Annotated in this window: 25 protein-coding genes; 18 read left to right on the top strand and 7 right to left on the bottom strand. The window is 71.5% G+C overall.

Annotated elements, in window-relative coordinates; all coding sequences use genetic code 11:
• Positions 1-45: 45 nt before the first annotated feature.
• Together HHX37_RS07755 and HHX37_RS07750 are read right to left on the bottom strand one after the other, a co-directional pair.
• A complete protein-coding gene (locus HHX37_RS07755) occupies positions 46-381 on the bottom strand; it encodes a type II toxin-antitoxin system PemK/MazF family toxin (protein ID WP_220498858.1) in 336 nt (111 codons plus the stop codon).
• Positions 362-676, bottom strand: coding sequence for a hypothetical protein (locus HHX37_RS07750; RefSeq protein WP_182884945.1), 315 nt, complete (start codon positions 674-676; stop codon positions 362-364). The genes HHX37_RS07755 and HHX37_RS07750 overlap by 20 nt, the downstream gene beginning before the upstream one ends.
• A gap of 187 nt (positions 677-863) precedes the next feature.
• On the opposite strand from HHX37_RS07750, the gene HHX37_RS07745 reads away from it, so the two are divergent.
• Positions 864-1,589, top strand: a complete 726-nt coding sequence (locus HHX37_RS07745) for a sulfite exporter TauE/SafE family protein (RefSeq protein WP_111698062.1) — start codon at positions 864-866, stop codon at positions 1,587-1,589.
• A 58-nt stretch (positions 1,590-1,647) separates the two neighbouring features.
• Here the strand turns inward: HHX37_RS07745 and HHX37_RS07740 are convergent, their stop codons facing one another.
• Both HHX37_RS07740 and HHX37_RS07735 read right to left on the bottom strand, forming a co-directional pair.
• On the bottom strand, positions 1,648-3,627 hold the full coding sequence (locus HHX37_RS07740) for an alpha-L-fucosidase (protein WP_182884944.1): 1,980 nt from the start codon (positions 3,625-3,627) through the stop codon (positions 1,648-1,650).
• Between the two features lie 334 nt (positions 3,628-3,961).
• Complete coding sequence (locus HHX37_RS07735; RefSeq protein WP_182874276.1) at positions 3,962-4,675, bottom strand: FadR/GntR family transcriptional regulator; 714 nt, start codon at positions 4,673-4,675, stop codon at positions 3,962-3,964.
• 327 nt (positions 4,676-5,002) lie between these two features.
• Between HHX37_RS07735 and HHX37_RS36365 the strand changes: the two genes are divergently transcribed.
• Genes HHX37_RS36365 through HHX37_RS07720 form a run of 4 tightly spaced genes read left to right on the top strand, consistent with a single transcriptional unit; the run spans position 5,003 to position 8,832 of the window.
• The gene (locus HHX37_RS36365) at positions 5,003-5,125 is read left to right on the top strand and encodes a hypothetical protein (protein ID WP_259402304.1); all 123 of its coding nucleotides are present in this window, start codon (positions 5,003-5,005) and stop codon (positions 5,123-5,125) included.
• Positions 5,122-6,210 (top strand): sugar ABC transporter substrate-binding protein, encoded by a 1,089-nt coding sequence (locus HHX37_RS07730; protein ID WP_182884943.1) that lies wholly within the window; start codon positions 5,122-5,124, stop codon positions 6,208-6,210. Before HHX37_RS36365 ends, HHX37_RS07730 begins: the two co-directional genes overlap by 4 nt.
• A 5-nt stretch (positions 6,211-6,215) precedes the next feature.
• Positions 6,216-7,787: a sugar ABC transporter ATP-binding protein gene (locus HHX37_RS07725; RefSeq protein WP_182880019.1), complete on the top strand. Its 1,572-nt coding sequence runs from the start codon at positions 6,216-6,218 to the stop codon at positions 7,785-7,787.
• Positions 7,780-8,832: an ABC transporter permease gene (locus HHX37_RS07720; RefSeq protein ID WP_111698058.1), complete on the top strand. Its 1,053-nt coding sequence runs from the start codon at positions 7,780-7,782 to the stop codon at positions 8,830-8,832. Before HHX37_RS07725 ends, HHX37_RS07720 begins: the two co-directional genes overlap by 8 nt.
• A 55-nt stretch (positions 8,833-8,887) precedes the next feature.
• Here HHX37_RS07720 and HHX37_RS07715 read toward each other — a convergent pair whose 3' ends face one another.
• Positions 8,888-9,979 (bottom strand): LacI family DNA-binding transcriptional regulator, encoded by a 1,092-nt coding sequence (locus HHX37_RS07715; protein ID WP_182884942.1) that lies wholly within the window; start codon positions 9,977-9,979, stop codon positions 8,888-8,890.
• A gap of 202 nt (positions 9,980-10,181) precedes the next feature.
• On the opposite strand from HHX37_RS07715, the gene HHX37_RS07710 reads away from it, so the two are divergent.
• From HHX37_RS07710 to HHX37_RS07695, 4 genes are read left to right on the top strand one after another with little or no spacing between them, the layout of a single operon-like run.
• Entirely contained in the window at positions 10,182-11,540 is a 1,359-nt protein-coding gene (locus HHX37_RS07710; RefSeq protein ID WP_182880021.1) for an ABC transporter substrate-binding protein, read from the top strand.
• Positions 11,541-11,546: 6 nt separating this feature from the next.
• A complete protein-coding gene (locus tag HHX37_RS07705) occupies positions 11,547-12,470 on the top strand; it encodes a carbohydrate ABC transporter permease (protein ID WP_182880022.1) in 924 nt (307 codons plus the stop codon).
• The gene (locus HHX37_RS07700; RefSeq protein WP_182880023.1) at positions 12,467-13,291 is read left to right on the top strand and encodes a carbohydrate ABC transporter permease; all 825 of its coding nucleotides are present in this window, start codon (positions 12,467-12,469) and stop codon (positions 13,289-13,291) included. Before HHX37_RS07705 ends, HHX37_RS07700 begins: the two co-directional genes overlap by 4 nt.
• A 5-nt stretch (positions 13,292-13,296) precedes the next feature.
• Positions 13,297-14,607 carry a glycoside hydrolase family 68 protein gene (locus HHX37_RS07695; RefSeq protein ID WP_220502653.1) on the top strand — a complete coding sequence of 437 codons (1,311 nt, stop codon included), beginning with the start codon at positions 13,297-13,299 and terminating at the stop codon, positions 14,605-14,607.
• On the opposite strand, the gene larE is transcribed toward HHX37_RS07695, so the two are convergent.
• Positions 14,554-15,432 carry an ATP-dependent sacrificial sulfur transferase LarE gene (larE, locus tag HHX37_RS07690; protein ID WP_182884940.1) on the bottom strand — a complete coding sequence of 293 codons (879 nt, stop codon included), beginning with the start codon at positions 15,430-15,432 and terminating at the stop codon, positions 14,554-14,556. The genes HHX37_RS07695 and larE overlap by 54 nt on opposite strands.
• Positions 15,433-15,445: 13 nt before the next feature.
• A complete protein-coding gene (locus HHX37_RS07685) occupies positions 15,446-16,735 on the bottom strand; it encodes an L-fuconate dehydratase (protein ID WP_182880026.1) in 1,290 nt (429 codons plus the stop codon).
• A gap of 168 nt (positions 16,736-16,903) precedes the next feature.
• Between HHX37_RS07685 and HHX37_RS07680 the strand changes: the two genes are divergently transcribed.
• From HHX37_RS07680 to HHX37_RS07640, 9 genes are all read left to right on the top strand, one after another.
• Complete coding sequence (locus tag HHX37_RS07680) at positions 16,904-17,752, top strand: fumarylacetoacetate hydrolase family protein (RefSeq protein ID WP_111698051.1); 849 nt, start codon at positions 16,904-16,906, stop codon at positions 17,750-17,752.
• Positions 17,749-18,483: an SDR family NAD(P)-dependent oxidoreductase gene (locus HHX37_RS07675; RefSeq protein ID WP_111698050.1), complete on the top strand. Its 735-nt coding sequence runs from the start codon at positions 17,749-17,751 to the stop codon at positions 18,481-18,483. The genes HHX37_RS07680 and HHX37_RS07675 overlap by 4 nt, the downstream gene beginning before the upstream one ends.
• Positions 18,480-19,403: an aldo/keto reductase gene (locus tag HHX37_RS07670; RefSeq protein ID WP_310740297.1), complete on the top strand. Its 924-nt coding sequence runs from the start codon at positions 18,480-18,482 to the stop codon at positions 19,401-19,403. Before HHX37_RS07675 ends, HHX37_RS07670 begins: the two co-directional genes overlap by 4 nt.
• Positions 19,393-20,649, top strand: a complete 1,257-nt coding sequence (gene larA, locus HHX37_RS07665; protein ID WP_182884939.1) for a nickel-dependent lactate racemase — start codon at positions 19,393-19,395, stop codon at positions 20,647-20,649. Before HHX37_RS07670 ends, larA begins: the two co-directional genes overlap by 11 nt.
• A 2-nt stretch (positions 20,650-20,651) precedes the next feature.
• Entirely contained in the window at positions 20,652-21,074 is a 423-nt protein-coding gene (locus HHX37_RS07660; RefSeq protein WP_182884938.1) for an RbsD/FucU family protein, read from the top strand.
• Positions 21,071-21,772, top strand: a complete 702-nt coding sequence (gene larB / locus HHX37_RS07655; RefSeq protein ID WP_111698046.1) for a nickel pincer cofactor biosynthesis protein LarB — start codon at positions 21,071-21,073, stop codon at positions 21,770-21,772. The genes HHX37_RS07660 and larB overlap by 4 nt, the downstream gene beginning before the upstream one ends.
• The gene (gene larC / locus HHX37_RS07650) at positions 21,769-22,902 is read left to right on the top strand and encodes a nickel pincer cofactor biosynthesis protein LarC (protein ID WP_182884937.1); all 1,134 of its coding nucleotides are present in this window, start codon (positions 21,769-21,771) and stop codon (positions 22,900-22,902) included. Before larB ends, larC begins: the two co-directional genes overlap by 4 nt.
• 8 nt (positions 22,903-22,910) lie before the next feature.
• A complete protein-coding gene (locus tag HHX37_RS07645) occupies positions 22,911-23,789 on the top strand; it encodes an amidohydrolase family protein (protein ID WP_310740296.1) in 879 nt (292 codons plus the stop codon).
• A gap of 559 nt (positions 23,790-24,348) precedes the next feature.
• The gene (locus tag HHX37_RS07640; RefSeq protein ID WP_182874261.1) at positions 24,349-25,473 is read left to right on the top strand and encodes a sugar ABC transporter substrate-binding protein; all 1,125 of its coding nucleotides are present in this window, start codon (positions 24,349-24,351) and stop codon (positions 25,471-25,473) included.
• The last annotated feature ends 34 nt before the right edge of the window (positions 25,474-25,507 follow it).

Genomic DNA, 25,507 nt, shown 5'->3' with positions numbered 1-25,507 from the left:
CGGCCTGGTTTCGTGGCCAGGTCGCCGGCTTGCGTCAGACGCGCTTCACGGCTTCATGAGATAGCCGAGGACGGTGTGCATCTTCGCCAGGGCCGGCTCTTCCACCCAGCCGATCCTGCGAGTCAGCCGCTGGACGGAGACGGCACGGAACTGTTCCACCATCGCCCAGCTCTGCTTCTTCAAGCCCGTGCCCGGGTCGATCTCGACATGGCTGGGCCAGTCGCGCTGGGCCGTGGTCAGCGGCACCGTGAGCACGATGCCCACATGCACGTCGTTGAGCACGCGCCCGCTCACGACCACCACGGGCCGCTGCCCGCCCTGCTCGTGACCTGTCGGCCGGCCGAAGTCGGCCAGCCAGAGGTCACCGCGTGTTATCCGCATCAGGCTCCTTCGGGGTGAGGTGGGAGGACCAGTCCTCGGGCTCGAGCCCGTCCGCGGCGGCACGGTCGAAGACGGCGGTCTCCGCCAGATAGTCGGCCCACCCTTCGGGATCTTCCCGGCGGGTCCGCTCGATCGCCGCTCGCATCTCCTCCCAGAACTTCTTGTGCTCGTACTCGGCGACCGCGTCGTCGATCACTGCTGTCATGGGTCTGCCTTCCTGCTTCGCGATTGCCGCGACCTTGTCGCGAGTAAGCGTGCTGACCCGGATCGTCGTGTGGCGTTGCTCGCTGCTCATACCGCGAGGCTACGATCCTGTCTACAAAGGGGTCTACAGAAAGCGCTACAGCGCTGTCGCTGTGAGGGAGTCTACGGACCCTGTGATTACTCTCGCAACATATATTGATTACTGACGGTGATTGTCTAAGTTCCCGGGCCGGATAACCGGTTGCCGCGACGCGGGGAGCCCCCGCTAGGGTCCCGCCATGGATCACGAGGCGGCGTTGCTGCTGGTCGCGGGAGTGGCCGTCTTCGCCGGGGCGGTCGTGCAGGGCGGGGTGGGGTTCGGGCTCGGCCTGGTGGCGGCTCCCGTGATCACCCTGCTCGACCCGACGGTGATGCCCGGCGCGGTGCAGGTCGTCAACATGACGATGCCGCTGTTCACGCTGGCCCGGGAGTGGCGCCGGACCGAGTGGCGGGGCGCGGGCTTCGCCCTCCTCGGCAGGCTGCCGGGAAGCGCCGCCGGGGCCCTGGTGATCGTCTACGTCAGCACGGCGACGCTGGGCGTGCTGGTCGGCGTCATGGTGCTGGCCGCGGTGGTGCTGACGGCGCGCGCCGTCGCGGTGCCCCGCAACGGCGCGACGCTGACCGCGGCCGGGTTCCTGTCGGGCATCACCGGAACGGCCACGGGGATCGGCGGGCCGCCGATCGCCCTCGTCTACCAGAGCGCCCGCGGCCCGGAGATCCGGGCGACGCTGGCGACGTTCTTCTGCCTGAGCGCCGCGCAGTCGCTCGTCATCCTCGGCCTCCTCGGCAGGCTGCCGGCCCGCGCACTGGTCGCGGGGGCGGCGCTGGTGCCGTTCGTCCTGCTCGGCCACGCCGCGTCGGGGCCGCTGCGGCGCTATCTCGACGGCGGACGGGTGCGCGGGGCCGTCCTCGCCGTGGCGGCGGTCTCCGCGTGCGCGCTCCTCGGCCAGAGTCTCGCCCGGTGAGCGCGCACGTGCCCCGAGGACGGCGGCCCGTCCCCGTGAGGGCGGGCCGCCCGGCGGGTCAGACCCCGGTGACGGTCCACTGGTTGTTGGCGTTGGTGTTCGGCGTCCACATGCCGACGGCGGAGCCGGCGCTGGTGTAGCCCATGCCGTCGAGGGAGGTCCCGGTGCCGCGGTTGATGATCTGGTAGCGGCCGTTGCCGACGTCGTTGAGGCGCCACTGCTGGTTGTTGCCGCCGTTCCAGGCCGACTGCCTGGCGACGGCGCCGTTGGCGGTGTTGCCCCAGCTGTCGATGACCATGCCGTTGGTGCGGTTGACGATCCGGTACCAACCGCCGCCCAGGTCGACCAGCTGCCACTGCAGGTTGTTGCTGCCGTCCCAGTTCCACTGCTTGACGTTCGACCCCGACGCCACGTTGCCGCCGCTGTCCAGCACCAGTCCGGTGGCCACGTTTGCGATCCGCACGTAGCCGGTCGGGGTGCCGCCGGAGCCCAGGGAGGGGATCTGGCCGTTGAAGGTCAGCTTGACCACGTACGCGGGTGCGGTGAACGGGGCGTTGGACGAGGGCATCGAGATGTGCAGGCCCGAGCCGTCCTGGGTGCGGTTGGGCAGGTTGGTGTACTGGCCCGCCGACGAGCCGAGCAGCTGCACCGAGGCGAGGTTGCTCAGGCTGATCCGGTTCGAGCCCAGCGTCGCGATGTTCAGCGTGGCGCCCGGCCAGCCCAGCACCGTGGCGTACAGGACGGTGTTGTCCTTGCTGCGGGTGAACCGGATGTCCTGCGCGGTGCCCGCGCGCGGGGTGGTGAAGGAGCCGCCGCCCATCTGCGTGGGACCCTCGCCGAAGGCCGCCCAGGCCCGGGTGGCGTAGATGGACTCGCCGAAGCGCTTGAGGTAGTCGCCGATGCCCAGCAGGATCGACCGCTGCCCGGAGGGGATGGTGCCGTCGGCCATGGGCGCGATGTTCAGCAGCATGTTGCCGTTCTTGCTGACCCGGTCGATCAGCGAGTGCAGCATGGCGTTCAGCGAGTAGTAGCCGATGCCGTTCGTGTAGCACCAGCTGGAGCTGGAGATGCTGTCGTCGGTCAGCCAGTAGGGGGTCTGGATGCCCGCCGGGCCGCCGCGCTCGTAGTCGACCACCTCGCCCCGGGTGTTGTACCCGTCCTTGTAGGTGGCGACGACGTCCTTGTTCCAGGCGACCGCCTGGTTGTAGTAGTACGACAGGAAGTTCAGCCGGTACGACTCGGGGATCTGGCTGAGGTTGAAGTCCTCCCAGATGACGTCGGGCTGGTAGCCGTCGATGATCTCCTTGAGCTTGTCGTGCCAGAGCTGGTATTCGGTGGTCTTGTCGAGCTGGCCGTACAGCTTCTTGAGGCTGGTGCTGGACTGTGCCGGCACCCACTGGTAGAAGCCGGTGAAGTTGTAGGCGTGGTGCATGGCCACCAGCAGCTTCAGGCCCTTGGCCCGGATGGCGTCCGCGTGCAGGCGCAGCAGGTCGAGCTTGGGGCCGGTGGCGACCGAGTTCCACTCGTTCACCCTGCTGTTCCACATCGAGTAGCCGTCGTGGTGCTCGGCCACCGGCCCGGCGAACCTCGCGCCGGCGTCCGCGAAGAGCTGCGCCCACTCGTCGGGGTCGAAGTTGCCGCCGGCCGACTTCAGCTTCGGCGCGAACTGCACCCAGTTGCCGGCCTTGTCCCGGGCGCCGTTGATGAAGTTGTGGTACGGCCACGCCGACGGGTCGCCGTAGACGCTCTTGTGGTGGTTGTTCTCGTTCGACCCGCTGTTGTACATGTTGCGCGGGTACCACTCGTTGGCGTACGCCGGGACGCTGAAGACGCCCCAGTGGTAGTAGATGCCGAACTTCGCGTCCTGGAACCATTCGGCGGCCGGCGGGTGCTGGTCGACCGAGGACCAGCTCGCGCTGTAGCTCTGCGGGCCGGCGGTGGCCCACGCGGGGCCGGCTTTCAGCACACCGGCGGCCGTGGCGACCGCGGCGGAGGCGAGCAACTGGCGGCGGCTCATCCGGAACGAAGGCGAAGACATGGGCGTGCCTTTCGGGGAGGGGGTCCTGTGGGGTGCCGCGCACGAGGGTTACTGCTAAGACATGGGATGTCTTTGTAGGACGGGCCGGGAGGCCTGTCCAGACCCAACGCGACCGGCGGCCACTCACCGGTGCCTGTTCCGCGGTCCGCCGCCATGCCGGAGGGTGGTCAGGCCACACCCCTTCGGCGACGTTCGCGCATGCCGCGGGCCCTGGCGGCCGGCGTCGGCCCGCCCTCGTCGTCCGCGCCACGGCGCCGGGCCCGGCATGACGGCCGGCCTTACAAAGGCATGGGATGTCTGTAAGTTTCACGGCGCGCTCTCGCCGCCGGTGCGGTCACTCCGGCGGCTCGCCCGCGAGGCCGGGCACCGGACGGCCGAGGTTCTCCCTGAGCCAGGTCTCCGTGGTGTTCACGTGCAGCAGCGCGGCCGCCTGGGCGAGGGGTGCGTCGCCGTCCGCGAGCGCCCGGTAGATGGCGGCGTGCTCGGCGATCGTCCGGCCGGCCGCGTTCTCCACCACCAGTCCGCGCCACACGCGGGCGCGGAGCGTCCGGCCGGCGATGCCGGCGAGCAGGGCGCACAGCGATCGATTGCCCGTGGCCGCGAACACGGCGCGGTGGAAGGCGTCGTCGTGATGGTTGAGCAGCTCCACGTCGTCCTGGGCGGCGATCATCGCGTCGAGGTGGCGTCCCACCTCCGCGAGCTGGGCGGCGGTGATCCGGGTGGCGGCCAGCGCCGTGGCCACCGGTTCGAACAGCCGCCGCACCTCGGTGATCTCGAGAAGGTCGTCGCCCCGCATCATCTCCACGGCGAGGCCGACGCCCTCCAGCAGCAGTTCCGGCTTGAGGCTCGTGACGAAGGTGCCGTCGCCCCTGCGCACCTCCAGCACGCGGGTGGTGACGAGAGAGCGCACGGCCTCCCTGAGCAGGTTGCGGGACAGCCCGAGCTCGGCGGCGAGGTCCTGCTCCGGCGGCAGCCGCGCGCCCGGGGGCAGGGTCCCGTCCTTGATGAGCTGCCGGATGCGTTCGATCGCCTGCTCGGTCAACGACATACCCGAATCTTCGTACGCGGGGGTCGTGAACAGCCACACGGCCCGGTGCCGCGCCGGCCCGGGAGCGCCGGATATGGGACGGCCGGAAAGGGACGGCGGCGTGCCGAGACCCACGGAAGGTCACGTCGCGGCCTCCGGCGGTGGTGGCAAACATGCGATGTATTCGGCCCGGCCTCCCCACCCCACCGAGCTGCGGAACCGGTTGCACTCCGGCCGGGGAGCAGGACTTTAACCCCGAATTTCAGGGGTTTCGGCGATTCCGACGCCGGGAGGTCTGGACACTGACATGGTTTTGGCCATAGAAAGACATCCCATGTTCTGTCAATAATGAGCACGTACGAGGGCAGCCTCGCCGGAGGCTCGCGCGTCCCTGGCGCGGGCCCGATCGAGCCCGCGGGCGCGGTCGGTCACGGCAGGCCCGTCGTGGCGATGCAGAAGGAGAGACTATGAGACGCAGACGCTTCGGGGCCGGGCTGATTCTGGCCATGTCGGGTTTCCTCGCCGCCGCGTGCGGGGGGAACGGCGGTTCCGGGGGCGAGGGGAGCGCGGCTTCCGGCGGTACGGACACGGCGGCGAAGCCGGTGGTCGGCGTCGACTACCCGCGGTCGGACACCGACTTCTGGAACTCCTACATCCAGTACGTGCCCAAGTTCGCCGGCGAACTGGGCGTCGACCTCAAGACCACCAACTCCCAGAACGACGTGGCCAAGCTGGCCGCGAACGTGCAGACGCAGATCGGCCAGGGCGTCAAGGCCGTGGTCATGGCGCCGCAGGACACCGCCGCGGTGGCCCCCACGCTGCAGCAGCTGGAGGGTAAGAAGATCCCCGCCGTGCTGGTGGACACGCGCCCCGACACGGGGAACGCGTTCATGGTCGTGCGCGCCGACAACCGCGCGTACGGCGAGAAGGCCTGCAAGTTCCTGGGCGAGAAGCTTCAGGGCAAGGGCAAGGTGGTCATGCTGGAGGGCGACCTCGCCTCCATCAACGGCCGTGACCGCACCGAGGCGTTCAACGACTGCATGAAGCAGAACTACCCCGGCATCACGGTCTTCGGCGAGGCCACGAAGTGGGACGGCGCCGTGGCCGCGCAGAAGCTCTCCACGAGGCTCACCGCGAACCCGGACATCAAGGGCGTCTACATGCAGTCGAGCTTCGCTCTCGCGGGCACGCTGCAGGTGCTGAAGCAGCGGAACATCCTGGTGCCGCCGGACGACCCCAAGCACGTCTTCGTCGTCTCCAACGACGGCATCCCGCAGGAGCTCAAGGACATCGCCTCCGGGAACATCGACGCCACCGTCTCGCAGCCCGCGGACCTCTACGCCAAGTGGGCGCTGTCGTACGCGCAGGCGGCGGCCGAGGGCAAGACCTTCCAGCCGGGCAAGACCGACCACGACAGCAACATCATCGAGGTGCGGCCCGGTCTGCTGGAAGACCAGCTCTCCGCGCCTCTGGTCACCGCGGACGGCGGTACGTACGGTGACATCCCCAGCGTCAAGCACGACGACAAGTCGCTGTGGGGCAACAACCTGAGCTGAGAGGCATGACAATGGGCGATTTCGCGGCAGGGCCCGCGAGCCCTTCGCCCGCCCGCGACGGCGAGCCGGTCCACTCCGGCCCGCCCGTCGCCGAGGCGGAACGCGTCACCAAGAGATACGGCGAGACGACGGCGCTGGACCGCGCCCACATCACGATCAGGCAGGGAGAGACCCACGCGCTCGTCGGCCGCAACGGCGCGGGCAAGTCGACGCTGGTCTCCATCCTCACCGGCCTGCAGGCGCCGGACGAGGGCGAGGTCCGCTTCGCCGGGGCGCCCGCGCCGCGGTTGTCCGACCGCGACGCGTGGCGGGAACGGGTCGCCTGCGTCTACCAGAAGTCCACGATCATCCCTGAGCTGACCGTGGCGGAGAACCTGTACCTGAACCGGCACGATCGCAACCGGTTCGGGCTGGTCGGCTGGAAGGGCGTGTGGCGGAAGGCCGCCGAGCTCCTGGAGGCCTGGTCGGTGGACGTCGACGTCCGCCGGCCGGCCGGGGAGCTCGGCGTGGAGCAGCGGCAGTTCGTGGAGATCGCCCGGGCGCTGTCGTTCGGCGCGCGGTTCATCATCCTGGACGAGCCGACCGCGCAGCTCGACGGCGCGGCGATCTCGCGGCTCTTCGACCGGATGCGGGCGATGCGGGACCAGGGAGTGACCTTCCTGTTCATCAGCCATCACCTGCAGGAGATCTACGAGATCTGCGACACGGTCACCGTGTTCCGGGACGCCCGGCACATCCTGACCGCGCCGGTGACCGACCTGCCGCAGGGAGAGCTGGTCGCGGCGATGACCGGGGAGGCGGCCGGCCTGCGGGAGCACGCCGTCCGCCCGCCGGTCGCGGCCGAGGCCCCGGTGGTCCTCGACGTCCGGGGCCTGAGTGACGGCGACGTCTACCAGGACGTCGACCTGCGGGTCCGCGAGGGAGAGATCGTTGGCCTGGCCGGTCTGGGCGGCAGCGGGAAGACCGAGCTCGCCGAGACCATCGTGGGGCTGCGGGCCCCGCAGGCCGGGACCATGGAGGTGGCCGGTGAGCGCCCGCGACCGGGGAGCGTGCCGGACTCGCTCGCCGCGGGCGTGGGATTCGTCCCCAGGGACCGGCACCACCAGGGGCTCGTCCCGCTGATGTCGATCGCCGACAACACCACGATGACCGTGCCCGAGCGGCTCGGGTCGGCGGGGTTCGTCAGCGGCCGCCGCAAGGACGCGCTGGCCCGCCAGATGATCACCAATCTGGCGATCAAGACCCCCGGCCCGGACCTGCCGGTCTCCGGCCTGTCCGGCGGCAACCAGCAGAAGGTGGTGATGGCCCGCGCCCTGGCGAACGACCCCCGCCTGCTCGTGCTGATCACGCCGACCGCCGGGGTCGACGTCCGGTCGAAGGAGTTCCTGCTCGAAAAGGTCGAGGAGATCGCCGGGAACGGCACCGGCGTCGTGATCGCCTCCGATGAACTTGACGATCTGCGGCTGTGCAACCGGGTGCTCGTGCTGTTCCACGGCCGGGTCGTCGCGGACCTGGCCGCCGGCTGGCACGACCACGAGATGGTGGCCGCCATGGAAGGAGTCGACCTCGATGCCTGAGACCACCGCCGCCCACCCGGGGACGGGCCACCCCCAGGGCTCCGCGCCGCCGGAGAACGCGGGAACGGGAGGGCGCCGCTCCCCGATTCCGCTGGCGCGGCTCCGGGACTTCGCCCTGGTCCCCGCGATCATCGTGATCGCGATCGTCGGGCAGATCGTGAGCCCGATCTTCCTGCAGGCCGACAACCTGATCAACATCCTGCAGACGATGTCGGAGATCTCGCTGCTCGTCCTGGCGCAGACGCTCGTGCTGGTCGCCGGCAGGATGGACCTGTCGCTGGAGTCGACCTTCGGGCTGGCTCCCGGCGTGGCCGCCTGGCTGACGGTCGCGGCGGGAGCGGGACACGGGCTCGGGCTGCTGTCCGGGGCGTGGGCGATCCCGATCACCCTCCTGGTCGGGGTGCTCGTCGGAATGGTGAACTCGCTGTTCATCGTCCGCTTCGGGCTCAACGGCTTCATCGTCACGCTGGGCATGCTCATCGTGCTGCGCGGCCTCCTGACGGGCATCTCCGGCGGGCAGACCTTCTTCAACCTCCCCGAGTCCATGACCTACCTCGGCTCGACGATGTGGCTCGGCGTGCCCGCGTCGATCTGGATCTGCCTGCTGCTGTTCGCGGCCGGCATCGTCCTGCTGGGGTTCACCCGGTTCGGCCGCGCGCTGTACGCCATCGGCGGCAACGTGGACGCCGCCAAGGCGGCGGGCATCCGTACCGACCGGGTGCTGTGGATCACGCTGATCTCCGCCGGCGCGCTGGCCGCGCTCGGCGGGCTGATGCTGTCGGGCCGGCTCGCCTCCGTCGCCGCCTCCCAGGGGAACGGAGCGATCTTCACCGTGTTCGCGGCCGCCGTCATCGGAGGGGTCAGCCTCAACGGCGGCAAGGGAACGGTGTTCGGCGCGTTCACCGGCATCCTGCTGCTGTACATGATCCAGAACGTCCTGACGCTCGCGGGCGTGCCCGCGCAGTGGATCGACGCGCTCAACGGGGCGATCATCCTCACCGCCCTGGCGATCTCCCGGCTGACCGGGGGCAAGTCACAGAACTGAGGGGGTTCCGGCAGCCCGGGCACGGCTGCCGGAACGCCTTCGCGCGGCCGCCGGGTCACGGCGCCGCCGCGGCGACCGACTCCCGGAGGCGGACGGGCATCGGCACCCGGTGCACCTCGCCCTCCCGTACGGCGCCCTCGCGTACGGCGCCCTCCCGGACGGCGTCGTCACCGTCACGGCCCATCTCCGCGAACAGGACGTCCACCGCTTTACGGCCCAGTTCGTAGTGGGGGAGCGCCACCGTCGTGAGCTTGGGGCGCATCCACGCGGCGATGGGGTGGTCGTCGAAGGAGACGACCGAGACGTCGCCGGGCACCTTGAGCCCGAAGTCGTCGAGCGCCTGGTAGGCGCCCAGGGCGACCCGGTCGTTGAAGCAGATCAACGCGCGCGGCCGCTCGCCCTCCAGCAGCGCCCTGGTCGCGGCGAGGCCGTACTCCGGCTGCCAGTCGGCGCAGACGTGGGCGCCCGCCACCTTGACCCCCGCCTCGCGGAACACCTCCCGGATGCCGATGAGCCGCTCGACGGCCGCGACGCCGCCTCCCCGGGGAAGGTCACGCCGCCCGGGACCGGCGCCGATCAGATGGATGCCCTCGCGATGGCCCGCGTCGAGCAGGACCCGCGCGGCGCGGCGGCCGGCCTCGACCTCGTCGGGGAGCACCGAGGGCAGCGGGGACCGCTGCTTGGGCAGCGCGTTGAGCAGCACGGCGGGGGCGGCCCCCATCCCCTTGGGCACCCTGATGGTCCGCGTGTACATCGCGGCCAGGATGAGCCCGTCCACCTGACGGTCGTGCATGGCCTGCAGCAGGAGACGTTCGAGCTCGGGGTCTCCCTCCGTCTCACCGATGAACAGCATGAAGCCGCGCTCCCGCGCGGCCTCCAGCGCCCCCTTGATCATGTCGCCGGCGAGCCGCGACGTGGCGATCGTGTCCGAAACGAAGCCGATAGTCCGAGTTGTCCCAGTTCGTAGGCCTACGGATACGATGTTCGGCCGATACTGCAACTCGGCCGCGGCCTTGAGCACACGCTGCTCGACATCCTGAGAGATGCGCAGCTCCCGCCCGCGTCCGGACAACACGAGCGACGCGGTGGTCGGCGAGACGCCGGCGATCTTGGCGACGTCCGCCAGCGTGACCCGTCGTGGGCTCACCGAGCGACCTCCTGTGCTGTGAGGGGGTTGACACCCCGCGACGCGTATGGTGAGACTACCGCATTGCTAATCCGATTTAGCAAACCGAACCCCGGGGTGTCCGGCGTCAGCCGTCGAGGGGATCCCCGAGTGGTCCGTTCACGCAACCAACCCGAGCAACCCAACCCGAGTAACCACACCCGAGCAACCCAAGGAGACGCACATGTCGCGTCGAATCCGCCGATGGAACGGAGCGGTGCTTACGGTCGCGCTGGGAGGGGCGCTGGCGGCGGGGTGCGGGGCCCCGGGCGGCGACGCCCCCCAGGCGGAGGCCACCGGCACGTCCCCCTCGTCCGCGCCCACCTGCGGTACGGCGCCGGTCACGCTCAACGGCTACTTCGAGACCGGATTCCCGCTGCCGAAGGATCTCGCCGACGAGTTCACCAAGCAGCATCCGAACGTCAAGTGGAACATCCGTGAGGACCAGTTCGCGGTCATCACCCAGAACGCGCCGCGCGTCCTGGCGGACGACCCGCCGGACCTGATGCGGCTTCCCCAGGTGTCCGAGCTCGTCAAGAACAACCTGCTGAAGAACCTCGACGGCTACGCCAAGGCGTTCGGCTGGGACACCTGGCCGGCGTCGCAGCTCCAGCAGATGCGGATGGCCCCCGGCGGGAAGACCCGCGGCGAGGGCTCCCTGTACGCCATGGGACTGAACTTCAGCATGACCGGCGTCTTCTACAACAAGAAGCTCGCCGCGAAGATCGGCATGTCGGCGCCCCCGGCCACCCTGGCGGAGCTGGACGACGCCCTCGCGAAGGCCAAGAGCGCGGGCGTCCAGCCCATCGCCCAGTTCAACGGCGGAGCCACCGGCGGGCTCGCCTTCCCGCTGCAGGACCTCATGGCCGCCTACGGTCCCCCCGGGCCGATCAACGACTGGATCTTCCAGAAGCCGGGAGCCACCATCGACACGCCGTCGAACCTGCAGGCGACGCGGCACCTGGAGAAGTGGATCAAGGCCGGGTACTTCTGGAAGGACGTCAACGCCGTCGACTACGCGACGATGATGAGCCGCTTCATCAAGGGCGAGGGCCTCTTCATGTTCAACGGCGACTGGGAGTCGGGGAACCTCGACAAGCAGATGCCGGGCGACGTGGGCTTCTTCCTGATGCCGCCGGAGCAGGAGGGCGGCGCCCAGGCCGCGATGTCCGCGCCGCTCACCTTCGGGATCAGCTCCCGGGCGAAGAACGCCGACTGCGCCGCGTTCTTCCTCAACTGGGTGGCGACCGACGCGAAGGCGCGAGAGATCGGCGTGAAGGTCGGCGGATCCCACCCGATGGGCCCCGCGGACGCCGCGATGCCCGAGGTCGAAGCGGGCACGGTCACCGCGAGCACCCTGGAGGCGGGCGCGAAGATCGGCAAGGACAACGGCGCGATGGACTTCATCGCCAACGCCACGGGCGCGATCTACGCCAAGAGCTGGACCCCGCAGCTGCAGAAGCTGGTCGCCGGGCAGCAGACCCCCGACGGGCTGCTGAAGTCGGTGCAGAGCGACTACACGAGCCAGGTCGGGGGGAGCTGAGCGCCGATGGCACGGCGGACTCCGAAGACGAGAAGACCGGGCCCCGCCCGCGCGGCGGGGCTCCGCACCCCGAGCTGGGTCGGCTGGCTGTTCGTCGCTCCGGCGCTGGCCGTCTACGCGGTCTTCGTGCTGCGGCCGATCGTCCTCACCTTCCAGTACTCGGTGTACCGCTGGGACGGCATCGGCTCGTCCACCTGGGTCGGGCTCGGCAACTACGGGAAGGTGTTCACCGACCCCGACCTGTTCGCGACCATCCTCAACGCGGTCAAGCTGATCGTCTTCTTCAGCCTGATCCCCGTCGTGCTCGGCCTCGTGATCGCCTCGACGATCCGGCGGATCGCGGCGAGCCGGCTCGCGCTGGTCGCCCGGACGGTCCTGTTCCTGCCGCAGGTCATCCCGCTCGTCGCGGCGGGCATCACGTGGAGCTGGCTGCTGTCGTCCACCGGCCTGGTCAACCAGCTGCTGTCGCACATCGGTCTCGGCGGCGTGACGCGCGCCTGGCTGGGCGACTTCTCCACCGCCCTGCCGGCGGTCGGCGTGATCGGCGCGTGGGTGCTCCTCGGCCTGTGCACGATCCTGCTCCTGTCCGGGATGAGCAAGATCGATCCGGCGCTGTACGAGGCGGCCCGGATGGACGGCGCCGGGCCGGTCCGCGAGTTCGTCTCGATCACGGTGCCGAGCCTGCGGCAGGAGATCGGCGTCTGCGTCACGGTGACCGTGATCGCGGCCCTGGCGAGCTTCGACATCGTGTACGTCGCGACCCAGGGAGGCCCGGGGAACGCGACGATGGTCCCCGGGCTGGAGATCTACTACCTCGCCTTCTCCGAACGGCAGGTGGGCACGGCCTCCGCTCTCGCCGTCGTGCTCATGGTGCTCGTCATCGTCGTCGCCATTCCCATCCAGTGGCTCACGAAGGACAGAACCTCATGATCGTCGGACGCGGTGAGACGTGGAGCGGGAGGGCGCTGCTCGTCCTGCTGATGGCGGCCACGCTCATGCCGTTCGCCAGCCTGTTCGTCACGGCCCTGCATCCCCCCGGCAGCTACCCGTCCGGTCTCGACTGGCCCTCCGACCCGCACTGGGGCAACTTCGTCACGGCCTTCCAGGCCGCGCGGATGGGCGAACTGGTGAAGTCGAGCACGCTCATCGTCCTCGGCGTGGTGCCCGTCGCGCTGCTCCTCGCGACGCTGGCGGGCTTCGCCATCGGCCACCTCCGCGTCCCGGGACGCAACGTGGTGTTCCTGACGTTCGTGCTCGGGCTGACGCTCCCCTTCGAGGGCATCATCACGCCGCTGTACTACCAGGTGCGCGACATGGGCCTGCTGAACACCAGGTGGGCCATCATCCTGCCGCTCATCGGGCTGTTCATGCCGTTCGCGGTGTTCTGGATGCGGGCGCACTTCGTGAACATGCCCGACGAGCTGTCCGAGAGCGCGCGGATGGACGGGGCGAACCTCTGGCAGCTCTTCTGGCGCATCCACGTGCCGCTGGCCATGCCGGCGCTGTCGTCCCTCGCCATCCTGCTGTTCCTGTGGACCTGGAACCAGTTCCTGCTGGCCATCGTCCTCGTCGACGACCCGCTGAAACGGACGATGTCCGGGGCGCTCGGCGCCTTCCAGGGACAGTGGGGGACCGACATCCCGCTGCTGTGCGCGGGCTCGCTGCTGATCCTGACCCCCACACTCGCCATCTTCCTGATCTTCCAGCGCCGCTTCGTCACGGCTCTGCTTCAGGGTTCGCTGAAGGGATGAACCGCGTGAACGAGGACGGCCCCGCGCGCTGGACGCGGCGGCATCTCGACCTGCTGACCACCGGCCCGCTGACCCTCGCGCCGGAGACGACGGCGCCGCCCGCCCACACGCCCGCCCCGCCGCGTGTGCTGCCCGGCGACGACGTCTGGGACCTGTGGCCGATCCAGGAGGAGGACGGATCGATCTCCGTGGTCCTCGGCCGCGAGCTGTGGATGGCCCTCTCCGCGCCCGCCGCCGGTCATCCGGAGGAGCGTCACGACCACGCCCGGATCCGGCTGCTCGCCAGGGACGGCGACGGCTGGCACGACCTCGGGCCCGCGTTCGCCGACGGCGCCTCGCCGGGCAGCCGCGAGTGGTCCGGATCGGCGGTCCGCCGCCCCGACGGCACCGTGTCGGTCTTCTACACGGCGGCCGGGCGGCGGGGCGAGGCACGCCCGACGTTCCTCCAGAGCGTCGTCGAGACCCGGCCCGCCGTGGTCGTCGCCGAAGGCGGCCGCGTCCTGCTCGACCGGGCCGCCGGGCACCGGGAGGTCCTCCGGTCGGACGGCCGGGCCTACCTGCCGGCCGACGAGATCGACGGGGGACCCGGGCGGATCAGGGCCTTCCGCGACCCGGGCTGGTTCCGCGACCCGGCCGACGGGCGTGAGTACCTCCTCGTCGCGGCGTCCGTGGCGGCGTCCGTGGCGGCGTCCGGGGCGGGATCCGCCGCGGCGCCCGCGGGCGGAGCGGCTGCGGACGACGGAGACGGCGGCTACATGGGCGCGGTGGCCCTCGCCGAAGCGCGGGACGGCGGCTGGTCGCTGCTGCCCCCCCTTCTCGTGGCCGACGGCGTCAACCACGAGATCGAACGGCCGCACGTGGTGGTCCGCGACTCGTCGTACTACCTGTTCTTCTCGACCCAGCGGCACTCGTTCCACCCGCCGGGAAGCGCGCCCACCGGGCTCTACGGCTTCGTCGCGCCCCGCCTGACCGGGCCGTACGCGCCGCTCAACGGGTCGGGGCTGGTGGCCGCCAATCCCCCGGAGGAGCCCGACCAGGCATACGCCTGGCTGGTGCTGCCCGATCTCCGCGTCGTGAGCTTCGTCAACTACCGGTCCGTCGGCGGCGGCGCGGACCCCCTGCGGGCCGGGGCCGCCGAGGCGCGGGCCGCCTTCGGCGGGACGATCGCGCCGGTCTTCCGGCTCGCCCTCGACGGAGCCCGCACCCGCGTGGTCGCCACCGCGCCCGCCACTGGGCCCACCACCGCGCCCACCACAGGACCCTCAGGAGGGGAGCAGCGGGAGCAGGGCGTTCAGCCGCCCGGACGCGAAACCTGAGAGATCCAGCGAGCAGAAGGTGAAGCCGGCGCCGCGTACGGCGGCGTCGACGCGCTCGCGCGCCTCGGTCACGCGCGGGATCTCGTCCCGCGGCACCTCGACCCGGGCGAGCGTGCCGCCCGCGTGCGCGCGCACCCGGCACACCGGGAAGCCGAGGCCGCGCAGCGCGGCCTCGGCGGCCTCGACCCTGGCCAGCACCTCCGGCGTGACCGGATCGCCGTAACTCACCCGCGAGGCCAGGCACGGCGCGGCGGGCTTGTCCGCGGTGACCAGCCCGAGCGTACGGCTGACCAGGCGCACTCCGGCCTTGGTCAGCCCGGCGTCCACCAGCGGCGCGATGGCTCCGCGCTCGGCCGCGGCCCGCTGCCCCGGGCGGTGGTCGCCGAGGTCGTCGAGGTTCGTGCCGAGGGCGACCCGGGCGCCCATCGCCGCCGCCAGCGGCCCCAGCGCGTCGAACAGCGCCGACTTGCAGTGGTAGCAGCGGTCGGCGCCGTTGGCGGCGTACTCGGGCCGCTCGGCCTCGTCGGTGCACACCTCCAGATGGGCCAGGCCGTGGCGCCGCGCGAACGCGCGGGCCGCGGCCCGCTCGGAGGCGGCCAGGCTGGGGGAGACGGCGGTGACGGCGAGGGCCCGCCGCCCGAGCACCCGGGCGGCGGCGAAGGCGAGCAGCGCCGAGTCGGCGCCGCCGGAGTAGGCGACGACGAGCGCGTCCTCCCGGCGCAGCCGGGCCGTCAGCCGCTCCAGGGCGTCGTCGGCGGCTCCGTCGGCCGTGTGGTCCGCCGGGTCGTCGGCCGGGTCGTCCACGCCGGCCGGGCGGTCAGTCATCGGCGCCTCCACGTCAGCCTCCCCAGCGGTGCCCGTCAGGGTAGCGGTAGGCGGCGACGGACTCGTCGTACATGCGGGCGTTGTACCCGGGCGCGTCGGGCAGCCGGTAGCGGCCCCGCTCGATGCGGACCGGATCGACGAAGTGCTCGTGCAGGTGGTCGACGTACTCCAGGACGCGCCCCTCCAGGCTGCCGCTCACGCAGACGTAGTCGACGACCGACATGTGCTGGACCAGCTCGCACAGGCCGACCCCGCCCGCGTGCGGGCAGACGGGCACGCCGAACTTGGCCGCCATCAGCAGGATGGGGACGATTTCGTTGACCGACGCGAGCCGGCACGAGTCGATCTGGCAGAAGTCGATCGCCCCGGCCTGCAGGAGCTGCTTGAACATGACCCGGTTGTGCGCGTGTTCCCCGGTGGCCACGCCGACGGGCGCGATCGCCTTCCGGATGGCCGCGTGGCCGAGCACGTCGTCGGGGCTGGTCGGCTCCTCGATCCACAGCGGCTCGTACGGCGCCAGCCGGTTCACCCACTCGATGGCCTGGGGCACGTCCCACACCTGGTTGGCGTCCATCATGAGGGTCAGGTCGCCGATCTCCTCGCGGGCGATCGCCAGGCGGCGTACGTCGTCCTCCACGTCGGCGCCGACCTTGAGCTTGACGTGGGTCCAGCCGTCGGCGACCGCCTCGCGGCACAGGCGGCGCAGCTTGTCGTCGTCGTAGCCGAGCCAGCCGGGTGTCGTGGTGTAGGCGGGGTATCCGTGCGCGGCGAGCTCGGCGATCCGCTCCTCCCGGGTGGGGGCGAGCCGGGCCAGCATCTCGACGGCCTCGTCCGGGGTCAGCACGTCGGACAGGTAGCGGAAGTCACAGGCGGCGACCAGCTCCTCGGGCGTCATGTCCGCCACGAACCGCCACAACGGCTTGCCGGCCCGGCGGGCGGCGAGGTCCCAGGCGGCGTTCAGCACGGCCGCCGCGGACAGGTGCACCACCCCCTTCTCCGGGCCCAGCCAGCGCATCTGGCTGTCGGACATGATCTGGCGGTAGAGGCCGCCGAGGTTCCCGGCCAGCTCGTCGACGTCGCAGCCGGTCAGCCGTGCTCCGATCTGCCGCGCGGCGGCCACGCACAGGTCGTTGCCCCGTCCGATGGTGAAAGTCAGGCCGTATCCGGCGAGGTCGCCGTCGGTCTGCAACACGACGTACGCCGCGGAGTAGTCGCCGTCCGGGTTCATGGCGTCCGACCCGTCGAGCGTCGCGGAGGTCGGGAACCTGATGTCGATCACGTTCACCGAGGTGATCGTCGGCATGGGCGAACTCCAAATGATCCGATGAATGTGATTCGAACAGTATGGTCACGCCCACCTGAGGTCAAGTAAGTCGGCAAATATCCCACCAAACGGCTTTACTTCAACCCGATGAATCTGACAGGCTCGGCACCACACTTGCCCCTGTGAACCAGTCGGAGTAGACGGATCGTGAAGCTGTTGCGGGTGGGTCCGCCGGGTTCTGAGCGGCCCTGTGTCATGGGCCCCGGCGACCGGGTGCTGGACCTGTCGTCACTGACGAAGGACATCGACGGCGCGTTCCTCGCGGGAGGAGGCGTCGACCGGGTGCGGACGGCCCTCGCGGAGGGCACGCTGCCCGAGGCGGAGCCGTACGAGCGGGTCGGAGCGCCGGTGGCTCGGCCGGGGAAGGTCGTCTGCATCGGCCTGAACTACTCCGACCACGCCGAGGAGACCGGAGCCGCCCTCCCGGCCGAGCCCGTGGTCTTCATGAAGGCGTCCAACACCGTCGTCGGCCCCGACGACGAGGTCCTGGTGCCCCGCCTCAGCGTGAAGACCGACTACGAGGTCGAGCTGGCCGTCGTCCTCGGGGGCACCGCCCGCTACCTGTCCTCCCCGGAGGAGGCCGCCGGTCTGATCGCCGGGTACGCGATCTCCAACGACGTCTCCGAGCGGGAGTTCCAGAACGAGCGCGGCGGCCAGTGGGACAAGGGCAAGTCGTGTGAAACTTTCAACCCCCTCGGCCCATGGCTGGTGACGCCCGACGAGGTCGGCGACCCCCAGGCCCTCGGCCTGCGGCTGTGGGTGAACGGCGAGCAGCGCCAGAACGGCAACACCAAGAACCAGATCTTCGGCGTGCACCACGTGATCTGGTACCTCAGCCAGTTCATGGTGCTGGACCCCGGCGACGTGGTGAACACCGGCACCCCCGCCGGCGTGGCGCTCGGCCGCGGCCCGCAGGCCTACCTGCGGGAGGGTGACGTGGTCGAGGTGGAGGTCGACGGACTCGGCCGGCAGCGCCAGCGGATGGGGCAGGCATGAGCGAGTTCGAGGGGCTGGTGGCGGTGGTCACCGGCGGCGCCTCGGGCATCGGCAGGGCGGTCGCCGAGGAGCTGACCGCGCGGGGCGCCCGGGTCGCGGTGCTGGACCTCAAGGACACCGAGTTCACGTGCGACGTGACCGACGACGCCTCCGTACGGCGGGCGGTCGCGGCGGTGGCCGAGCGGTACGGCCGGATCGACGTGCTGGTGAACAACGCGGGCATCGGCGCGGCGGGCACCGTCGCCGACAACGACGACGCCGAATGGCTGCGGGTGTTCGATCTCAACGTCGTCGGGATCGCCCGCGTCACCCGGGCGGCCCTGCCGCACCTGCGGGAGTCCCCGCACGCGGCGATCGTCAACACCTGCTCGATCGCCGCCACCGCGGGGCTGCCGCAACGGGCGCTGTACTCCGCGTCCAAGGGGGCGGTGCTCGCGCTGACCCGCGCGATGGCGGCCGACCACATCCGCGAGGGCATCCGCGTCAACTGCGTGAACCCCGGCACCGTCGACACCCCCTGGGTCGGGCGGCTGCTGGACGCCGCCCCCGACCCGGCCGCAGAACGGGCCGCGCTGGCCGCCCGCCAGCCGCACGGCCGGCTGGTGACGGCGCAGGAGGTCGCCCACGCCGTCGCGTACCTCGCCAGCCCGAGGGCGGGGTCGACCGCCGGGACCGAGCTGGCCGTGGACGGCGGCATGGCCGGCCTGCGACTGCGGCCGGTGGGCTCGTGAAGGTGTCCCTCGGGCCGTACGGGCTCGGCACCGCGCCGCTGGGCGGACTGTTCGCGCAGGTGGACGAGGAGCAGGCCGAGCGCACCCTGGCCGCCGCGTGGGCGGCGGGCATCCGCTACTTCGACACCGCGCCGCACTACGGCACCGGTCTCGCCGAGGAGCGTCTCGGGCGCTTCCTGCGCGGCCTGCCCGGTGGAGGGGCGGGGGAGGCGATGGTCTCCACCAAGGTCGGCCGCGTCCTGGTGCCCGGTGAGGGCGAGGAGGACGGCTTCCCCGGCCGCACGCAGTACGTGCGGGTGCGGGACTACAGCCGCGACGGCGTGCTGCGCTCGCTGGAGGACAGCATGCGGCGCACCGGGCTCGACCACTTCGGCGCGGTGTTCGTCCACGACCCCGACGAGCACTGGGAGCAGGCCGCGGGGGAGGCGTTCCCGGCCCTGGCCGAGCTGCGCGACCAGGGCGTCGTCGGCGCGATCGGCGCCGGGATGAACCAGACCGCGATGCTGACCCGGTTCGTCCGGGAGACGGACGTCGACGTGGTCCTCGTGGCCGGGCGCTACACGCTGCTCGACCGGTCGGCGGAGGAGGAGCTGCTGCCCGAGTGCGCGCGGCGCGGCGTCGCCGTCGTCGTGGGCGGGGTGTTCAACAGCGGCGTCCTGGCCGGCGGCGGCACCTACGACTACGCCGCCGCCCCGCCCGAGGTGCTCGACCGGGCGCGTGAGATGGCCCGCGTCTGCGAGTCGTACGGCGTGCCGCTGCCGGCGGCGGCGCTGCGGTTCCCGCACCGGCACCCGGCCGTGGACACCGTACTGATCGGCGCGCGCAGCGCGGAGGAGATCACCGAGGACCTGGAGCTGGCGGCGGCGGACATCCCCGACGCCCTCTGGGACGATCTCGAAGGTCTGGGCCATGCGGGTTGACCTCGCCTACGGCGCCGACGGCCTCGCCGTCGACTTCCCCGGCGACCGGACCACGGTGATCGCGCCGGTGGCCCGGCCCTCCGTCCCGGACGAGACCGCCGAGCTGCGGCGGGCCCTGCGCGAACCCGTCGCGGGACCACCGCTGCGCGAGCGGGTGCGCCCCGGCCAGACGGTGGCGATCTCCGCCTGCGACGGGACCCGGCCCCAGCCCAGGCACCTGATGATCCCCGCGATCCTGGACGAGCTGGACGGGGTGGTCGACCTCGGAGACGTGGTGATCCTGGTCGCCACCGGCACGCACCGCGGCAACACCCCCGAAGAGTTGCGCGCGATGTTCGGCGACGAGGTCGTGGACGCCGTGCGGATCGTCAACCACGATGCGCGCGACGCGTCCTCGCTGCGGTGGATGGGCCGGCACGGCAAGGACGTGCCGGTCTGGCTGAACCGCGAGTGGACCGACGCCGACGTGCGGATCACGACGGGGTTCGTGGAGCCGCACTTCTTCGCCGGGTTCTCCGGCGGGCCCAAGCTGGTCGCGCCGGGCCTCGCCGCCCTGGAGACCGTGCTCACCCTGCACGACGCGGCCCGCATCGGCGATCCCCGGGCGACCTGGGGGATCATCGAGGGCAACCCCGTCCACGACGACGTCCGCGCGATCGCCGCGGCGACCGGCGTCACCTTCGCCCTCGACGTCGTGCTGAACCGGGAGCAGAAGATCGTCCGGGCGTTCGGCGGCGACCTCGCGCCGATGCACGCCGCCGCCACGGCCGCGGCCCGCGCCGCCGCGATGCGGCCGGTCGCCGAGCCGTTCGACGTGGTGGTCACGACCAACGCCGGTTTCCCGCTGGACCAGAACCTCTACCAGTCGGTGAAGGGCATGAGCGCCGCCGCCCAGGTCGTCCGGCCCGGCGGGACGATCATCTGCGCGGCCGAGTGCCGGGACGGGTTCCCCGACCACGGCTCCTACCGCGAGGTGCTCACCTCCGCGGCCTCGCCCGACGCGCTGTTCGAGGAGATCTCCCGCCGCACCGAGACCATCCCCGACCAGTGGCAGGTGCAGATCCAGGCGCGCATCCAGCGGCAGGCCCGGGTGATCATGCACACGGCTCGTCTCGGCGACGCCGACCTGGCCGCCGCCCACCTGGAGCGGACCGAGGACATCGCCGCCACCGTGCGGGCCCTGCCGGGGCGGGTGTGCGTGCTGCCGGAGGGGCCGATGACGATCCCCTACCTCGCGGGAGAGTGAGCGTGCTCCGCTATCCCCTGATCCACCCGCCGCTGCTGGCCGCGCTCGCGGCGACCGGGCACGGCTCGCGCGTGCTGCTCGCCGACGCGAACTACGCCCACGCCACCAACGTGCGTACGGGCGCCCCGGTGATCCACCTCAACCTGCGCCCCGGGCTGGTCCGCGTGGACGACGTCCTGGAACTCCTGGTGGACGCCGTACCGCTGGAGGCCGTGCACGCGATGCGGCCCGACGAGGGGGGCGAGCCCGGCGTGTTCGCCCGCTACCGCGAGCTGCTCGGCCCCTCCCTGCCGATCCAGGTCCTGCCCAGGTTCGGCTTCTACGAGGCCGCGAAGGAGCCGGACGTCGCGTTCGCGGTGGCGACCGGCGACGACCGGCTCTACGCCAACCTCCTGCTGACCATCGGGTACGTCGTACCGGCATGAGTGAGGCACTCGACCTCGGCTACGCCCGGGTGGACCTCGGCCGCGAGGCGCGGCAGGGGCTGCCCGAGATCGTGTACGGCCCGGGCAAGCGGGTGAGCGAGATCGCCGGGATCGTCACCGCGCTGCTCGCCCGGAACACCGGGCCGGTCCTGGTGACGCGGGTCGAACCCGGCCCCGCCGCCGAGGTGCGCGAGCACGTCCCGGGCGGCGCGTACGACCCCGGCGCCCGGCTGCTGGTCTGGCGGCCCGCGCCGCCGGTCGCGCACACGGTGGCGGTGGTCACGGCGGGTACGGCGGACGGCCCGGTCGCGGCCGAGGCGGCGGCCGTCGCCTCCGCGCTGGGTCTGCGGACCACCCTGATCAGGGACGTCGGGGTGGCCGGGCTGCACCGGGTGCTCGCCGCGGCCGGTGACCTGCGCGCGGCCGACAGTGTGATCGTCGTCGCCGGCATGGAGGGCGCGCTCGCCAGCGTCGTCGGCGGTCTCGTCGAGACGCCGGTGATCGCGGTGCCCACCTCGACCGGGTACGGCGCCGCGCTGGAGGGCGTGACGGCCCTGCTGGCCATGCTCACCTCCTGTGCCGCCGGGCTGACCGTGGTGAACATCGACTCCGGCTTCGGCGCCGCCCTCGCCGCGTACCGGCTGACCAGGAGGGCCTCCCCGGCGAAGGCGTCTCCGGCGGGCGAGGAGCCCCGATGATCCTCTACCTGAACCCGTTCACCGGACTCGCGGGCGACATGCTGCTCGGCGCGCTGCTCGACGCCGGCGCCTCGCTCGACGCCGTACGGCAGGCGGTCGCCGAGACCGGCCTGACCGGCTGGCGGCTCGACGCCGAGCGGGTGCGCACCGGCGCGCTTACCGCCACCCGGGCGCTGGTGACGGTGGACGACGACGCCACCGAGCGCCGCGCCGCCGAACTGCTCGCGATGGCGGCCCGCACCGGGCTGCCCGTCGCGGAGGCCGCGCTGACCGCGATCGCCGAGGCCGAGGCCGCGCTGCACGGCGAGCCGGTCGCCGAGGTGCACCTGCACGAGCTCGGCGGACACGACACGCTGGTCGACATCGTCGGCTGCGCGGCGGCGCTGCGCGACCTGCGCGTGACGCGTGTTCACTGCGCGCCGCTGCCCCTGGGCGCCGGAGTCGTCCGCACACGTCACGGCGTGCTGCCCGTCCCGGCCCCCGCCACGCTCGCCCTCCTGAAGGGGGCGCGGGTGCGGGGCGGGGAGGCGGGGGAGGCGGTCACCCCGACCGGCGCGGCCCTGCTGGGCGCCGCGGGCACGACGTACGGCCCGGCTCCGGAGATGGTCCTGCGCGCCACCGGGTACGGCGCGGGCGGGCGCGTGCTGCCCGACCGGCCCAACGTCACCGTCGCCATGCTCGGCGAGCCCGTGGCCGAGGCGGAGGCGGTGACCGGGCCCGGCCGCCAGGTCGTCCTGTCGACGAACCTCGACGACGTGACGGGCGAGGTGCTCGGGCACGTCGTCGAGCGCGCCCTGGCGGCGGGCGCGGCCGACGCGTGGGTCACGCCCGCCGTGATGAAGAAGGGCCGCCCCGCCCACGTCCTGCACGTGCTCACGCCCCCCGAGCTGGCCGGCGAGCTGCAGAACCTGGTCCTCGCGGAGACGGGGAGCCTGGGCCTGCGGCGCAGCGTGGTCGAGAAGGTCGCGCTGCCCCGGCACTTCGAGACCGTGCGCCTGCACGGCCGGGACGTGCGGATGAAGCACGGGCCGTGGGGGGTCAAGCCCGAGTACGACGACCTCGCCGCGCTGGCCGAGGCCACCGGCAGACCACTGAGGGAACTGGCACGAGAGGCCTACGACGCACTGTGACTCCTCCTGTGACTTCTTCTGAGACATCCGCCGCCGCACGGATCGACGCCCACCACCACCTGTGGGATCTGTCCCGGCGCCCCCAGACCTGGCTGGAGCCGCCGCAGATGGCTCCGATCCACCGCGACTTCACCGTCGCCGACTACGACTCGGCCGCGGCCGGGGCGGGCGTCGGCCGGTCCGTGCTCGTGCAGGTCCTGCCCGACGCCGAGGAGACGCGCGAGTTCCTGGCGCTGGCGGCGGACTCGCCGACCGTCGCCGGGGTGGTGGGATGGGCCGACCTGACCCGGCCCGATCTCGCCGCCGAGCTCGCCGCCCTGGCCGCCTCGCCCGGCGGCGGCCTGCTGCGCGGGATCCGCCACCTGGTGCAGGGCGAACCCGACCCGCGCTGGCTCGCCAGGGACGACGTGCGCGCCGGGCTGCGGGAGGTGGCGGCGGCCGGGCTCGTCTACGACCTGCTCGTCGTGCCGCACCAGCTGCCCGCCGCGATCGAGACCGTGCGCGCCCTGCCGGAGCTGAACTTCGTCCTGGACCACCTGGCGAAACCCCCGGTCGCGACCGGAGAGGTCGAGCCCTGGGCGGGGCTCGTCCGCGAGCTCGCCGCCGAGCCCAACGTGACGGCCAAGCTCTCCGGCCTGATCACCGAGGCGGTCTGGGACGACTGGGACGCCGCCGCCCTGCGGCCGTACGTCGACGTGGCGCTCGACGCGTTCGGCCCCGGCCGCCTGATGTTCGGCTCCGACTGGCCGGTCTGCCTCCTCGCCGGCTCCCTTTCCCGCTGGTCCGAGACCGTCTCGGCGCTGCTCGCGGAGGCCGGGCTGCCGGACGCCGAGCGCGAGGCTGTCTTCCGGGGCACGGCGGCCCGGGTCTACGGCCTGAAGGACTGAGCAGTAGACCTAGTCATCCCATGAAACGTGTGTATGACACATCGTCGGGATGAGGCTTGAGCACGCATGTGCTATTTAGGCGGGAGACGTGCGTTCCACGGCTCCCGCCGCCGTGTCCGCGGGCCTGCCGCCACGCCCGGCTCGGCGGCGGTGCCGGTGCTTGACGGTGGAAGGGGCGGTTCGTACTGTCCGCTTGCCGGATAGATCCCATGTCTCCGGCAGGCACCCCGGTTCTGGAAGCGCACCACGTCACCGTTCGACCGGCGTCCGTCCGACCGGCTCCGGCCGGGCGGGCGGACGCCTTCGTGTGTTGATCCCACGTTTCTTGATTGTTACCGCAGGCAACAAACGTTACCGTCCTGTGTCTTTCACCACCTGGGCTTTGGGCTTACGTTGTCTCAAACAACATTCCCTGGAGCGGTGAACGCCGTGACCCGGCCACTGCCGTACCGGGTGGCCGGAGCGCCTCGACCCCGAAGGATCTGCGAAGACGTCGGGAAGGCGCGGGCTCGGCCGCACCCCCTCATAGACCCCCAGTCAGAGAAAGGACCCACGCATCATGCGCAAGGGGATCCTCAGCATCGGCGCCGCCGCCGCGGCGCTCACCCTCGGTCTCACCGCCTGCGGGGGCGAGAGCGGTGACACCTCCGCCCAGAGCGGCAGCAGCGCCGCGCCCTCCGCCGCGGACAACGCCAAGGCCGGCAAGATCGGCGTCATCCTCCCGGACAGCAAGTCGTCCGCCCGGTGGGAGACCGCCGACCGCAAGTACCTGGAGGAGGCGTTCAAGACGGCGGGTGTCCAGTACGACATCCAGAACGCGCAGGGCGACAAGTCCGCCTTCCAGACGATCGCCGACCAGATGATCACCAACGGCGCCACCGTTCTGATGATCGTCAACCTCGACAGCGGCACCGGCAAGGCCGTGCTCGACAAGGCCAAGTCGCAGGGCGTCGCCACGATCGACTACGACCGCCTCACGCTGGGCGGCAGCGCGGCCTACTACGTGTCGTTCGACAACAACAAGGTCGGCCAGCTGCAGGGCGAGGGCCTGGTCAAGTGCCTGACCGACAAGAAGGCCGACAAGCCGATCATCGCGGAGCTGAACGGCTCGCCGACCGACAACAACGCCACCCTGTTCAAGGAGGGCTACGACAGCGTCCTCAAGCCGAAGTACGACTCGGGCGACTACAAGAAGGGCCCGGACCAGTCGGTTCCGGACTGGGACAACACCCAGGCCGGCACGATCTTCGAGCAGATGCTGACCCAGGAGCCGAAGATCGCCGGTGTCCTGTCCGCCAACGACGGTCTCGGCAACGCCGCGATCTCGGTGCTGAAGAAGCAGAACCTCAACGGCAAGGTCCCGGTCACCGGCCAGGACGCCACCGTGCAGGGCCTGCAGAACATCCTCGCCGGCGACCAGTGCATGACGGTCTACAAGGCCATCAAGAAGGAGGCCGACGCCGCCTCCCAGCTGGCCATCGGCCTCGCCAAGGGTGAGCAGCCCTCGGTGAGCGGCTCCGTCAAGGACCCGGAGGGCAACCGGGACGTGCCGTCGGTGCTGCTGGACCCGCAGGCCATCTACTTCGACAACGTCAAGGACGTCGTCGCCGACGGCTTCGTCACCAAGGACGAGCTGTGCACCGGCGACTTCGCCGACAAGTGCAAAGAGGCCGGTATCAGCTAACCCACCCCACCCACCGGGTGCGTACGGCGGCGCG

The sequence above is a fragment of the Microbispora sp. H10885 genome (assembly GCF_014161415.1).
Taxonomy (GTDB): domain Bacteria; phylum Actinomycetota; class Actinomycetes; order Streptosporangiales; family Streptosporangiaceae; genus Microbispora; species Microbispora triticiradicis.
This window is presented reverse-complemented; position numbering and strand designations above follow the sequence as displayed.

What these genes read in the sequence shown, in the direction of transcription:
- HHX37_RS07640 (WP_182874261.1), top strand. Translation starts at nt 24,349, where the DNA reads ATGCGCAAGGGGATCCTCAGCATCGGCGCCGCCGCCGCGGCGCTCACC.
- larA (WP_182884939.1), top strand. Translation starts at nt 19,393, where the DNA reads ATGCGGGTTGACCTCGCCTACGGCGCCGACGGCCTCGCCGTCGACTTC.
- larC (WP_182884937.1), top strand. Translation starts at nt 21,769, where the DNA reads ATGATCCTCTACCTGAACCCGTTCACCGGACTCGCGGGCGACATGCTG.
- HHX37_RS07720 (WP_111698058.1), top strand. Translation starts at nt 7,780, where the DNA reads ATGCCTGAGACCACCGCCGCCCACCCGGGGACGGGCCACCCCCAGGGC.
- HHX37_RS07700 (WP_182880023.1), top strand. Translation starts at nt 12,467, where the DNA reads ATGATCGTCGGACGCGGTGAGACGTGGAGCGGGAGGGCGCTGCTCGTC.
- HHX37_RS36365 (WP_259402304.1), top strand. Translation starts at nt 5,003, where the DNA reads ATGAGCACGTACGAGGGCAGCCTCGCCGGAGGCTCGCGCGTCCCTGGC.
- HHX37_RS07735 (WP_182874276.1), bottom strand. Translation starts at nt 4,675, where the DNA reads ATGTCGTTGACCGAGCAGGCGATCGAACGCATCCGGCAGCTCATCAAG.
- HHX37_RS07740 (WP_182884944.1), bottom strand. Translation starts at nt 3,627, where the DNA reads ATGTCTTCGCCTTCGTTCCGGATGAGCCGCCGCCAGTTGCTCGCCTCC.
- HHX37_RS07685 (WP_182880026.1), bottom strand. Translation starts at nt 16,735, where the DNA reads ATGCCGACGATCACCTCGGTGAACGTGATCGACATCAGGTTCCCGACC.
- HHX37_RS07675 (WP_111698050.1), top strand. Translation starts at nt 17,749, where the DNA reads ATGAGCGAGTTCGAGGGGCTGGTGGCGGTGGTCACCGGCGGCGCCTCG.
- HHX37_RS07745 (WP_111698062.1), top strand. Translation starts at nt 864, where the DNA reads ATGGATCACGAGGCGGCGTTGCTGCTGGTCGCGGGAGTGGCCGTCTTC.
- larB (WP_111698046.1), top strand. Translation starts at nt 21,071, where the DNA reads ATGAGTGAGGCACTCGACCTCGGCTACGCCCGGGTGGACCTCGGCCGC.
- HHX37_RS07725 (WP_182880019.1), top strand. Translation starts at nt 6,216, where the DNA reads ATGACAATGGGCGATTTCGCGGCAGGGCCCGCGAGCCCTTCGCCCGCC.
- HHX37_RS07705 (WP_182880022.1), top strand. Translation starts at nt 11,547, where the DNA reads ATGGCACGGCGGACTCCGAAGACGAGAAGACCGGGCCCCGCCCGCGCG.
- larE (WP_182884940.1), bottom strand. Translation starts at nt 15,432, where the DNA reads ATGACTGACCGCCCGGCCGGCGTGGACGACCCGGCCGACGACCCGGCG.
- HHX37_RS07730 (WP_182884943.1), top strand. Translation starts at nt 5,122, where the DNA reads ATGAGACGCAGACGCTTCGGGGCCGGGCTGATTCTGGCCATGTCGGGT.
- HHX37_RS07710 (WP_182880021.1), top strand. Translation starts at nt 10,182, where the DNA reads ATGTCGCGTCGAATCCGCCGATGGAACGGAGCGGTGCTTACGGTCGCG.
- HHX37_RS07755 (WP_220498858.1), bottom strand. Translation starts at nt 381, where the DNA reads ATGCGGATAACACGCGGTGACCTCTGGCTGGCCGACTTCGGCCGGCCG.
- HHX37_RS07750 (WP_182884945.1), bottom strand. Translation starts at nt 676, where the DNA reads ATGAGCAGCGAGCAACGCCACACGACGATCCGGGTCAGCACGCTTACT.